This window comes from Nocardioides sp. NPDC023903 (assembly GCF_040639295.1).
Lineage (GTDB): Bacteria > Actinomycetota > Actinomycetes > Propionibacteriales > Nocardioidaceae > Nocardioides.
In genome coordinates, this window is record NZ_JBEZZS010000078.1 from 1 (window position 1) to 1,552 (window position 1,552).

The following is a 1,552-nucleotide window of genomic DNA, read 5'->3' on the forward strand; positions in this document are numbered from 1 at the left end:
CGACGTGAAAACGGTGCGTGGCACCGAGGGACTGGTGGTCCGCCGTGCTCCCGGTAATCGATGGCGCCACATCACTTTCAACGGCGCACCCGGCTCGATCCTGGCCGAAGAGGGTGTGCGGGTGGCCATCTCGAAGGCCATCGACCGCCAGGGGATCGTCAATGCGATGCAGAACGGGCTGGTCGAGAACCCGAAGCCGCTGAACAATCATGTCTTCCTCCAGGGCCAAAAGGGTTACCAGGACAACAGTCTCGGCTTCGACCCCGCCGCCGCGGCCCAGCAACTCGACGACCTCGGCTGGAAACTCAACGGCGAGGTACGCGAGAAGGACGGCCGCAAACTGGTCATCCGCGATGTCATGTACAACGATCCCACCTGGGTCCAGATGGCCCAGATCATCCAGCAGAACCTGGCTGCCATCGGCGTGCAACTGAACATCGACACCAAGCCCGCCGCCGGTCTCTTCACCGATGTCATCCAGCCCGGCGACTTCGACGCCGCCCAGTACGTCTACGAGGGCGACCCCTTTCCGCTGAGCAGCATCCGCCAGATCTACTACTACGACCCGACCGACCTGCAAGCCAACTACGGCCGAATCGGCTCCCCCGAACTCAACGCCCTGATCGAACAGACCCTCATCGAACTGGACCCGCAGAAGTCCATCGACCTCGCCAACCAGGTCGACCGCAAGGTATTCGAGGAAGGCCACTCCCTGCCCCTGATGCAGTCCGACGGCAGCTTCGGCGCCCGCACCACCCTCGCCAACATCGGCTCCCCTGGATTGGCAACGTACGACTACACGAAGATCGGATTCATGAAATGACCACAGCTACTTACGCCAGGCGGCTACGCCGGGCAGGTTTCCGTATCGCAGTTCCCGTTTTCGCTTTGACGCTGGTGCTGGGTGGTTGTGGGTCCGATACCGACGTGGAGTCGGGTTCGAGCACGATCGGTGCGATCAACGACATCAACCCACAGGATCGCGACGCGTTGCGCGACGGCGGCAATCTCCGGTTGGCGCTGACCAGCTTCCCCGCAACTTTCAATAGCCTCCACGTCGACTCCGACGGCGAGATCAGCGACCTCACCGGTTGGGCGCTGCCGGGCACGATCAATTCCGATGCGGCGGGCAATCTTACGATCGACCACAACTACTACACCGATGTCGAGCTCATCGATACCAATCCTCAGCAGATCAAGTACACGATCAACCCGAAGGCGGTCTGGTCCGATGGATCCCCGATCACCTGGGAGGATTTGCGGTCTCAAGCCACCGTGTTGAGCGGCCGCGATACCGCCTTCAAGATCGCAGCGAGCCAGGGTTACAGCAGCGTCGAGAAGGTCGAACGCGGTGTCGACGACCGCCAAGCGATCGTCACTTTCGCCGAGCACTACGCTGAGTGGAAGGGGCTGTTCAATCCCCTGTACCCACGACAGCTCACCGCGTCCCCACAGGCATTCGACGACCTGTACCGCAATGACATGCCGCTGTCGTCCGGGCCGTTCATCATCACTTCGATCGACCGCGCACAGCAGCGGGTCGTGCTGAGCC

Annotated in this window: 2 protein-coding genes; both read left to right on the forward strand. The window is 61.9% G+C overall.

Going from position 1 to position 1,552, the window contains the following annotated elements; genetic code table 11:
- Positions 1–823: ABC transporter substrate-binding protein (locus AB0F44_RS30040; protein ID WP_357361010.1), on the forward strand; the 823-nt coding region annotated here is incomplete at its 5' end.
- 74 nt (positions 824–897) lie between these two features.
- A partial coding sequence (locus tag AB0F44_RS30045) for an ABC transporter substrate-binding protein (RefSeq protein ID WP_357361012.1) occupies positions 898–1,552 on the forward strand: 655 nt, incomplete at its 3' end.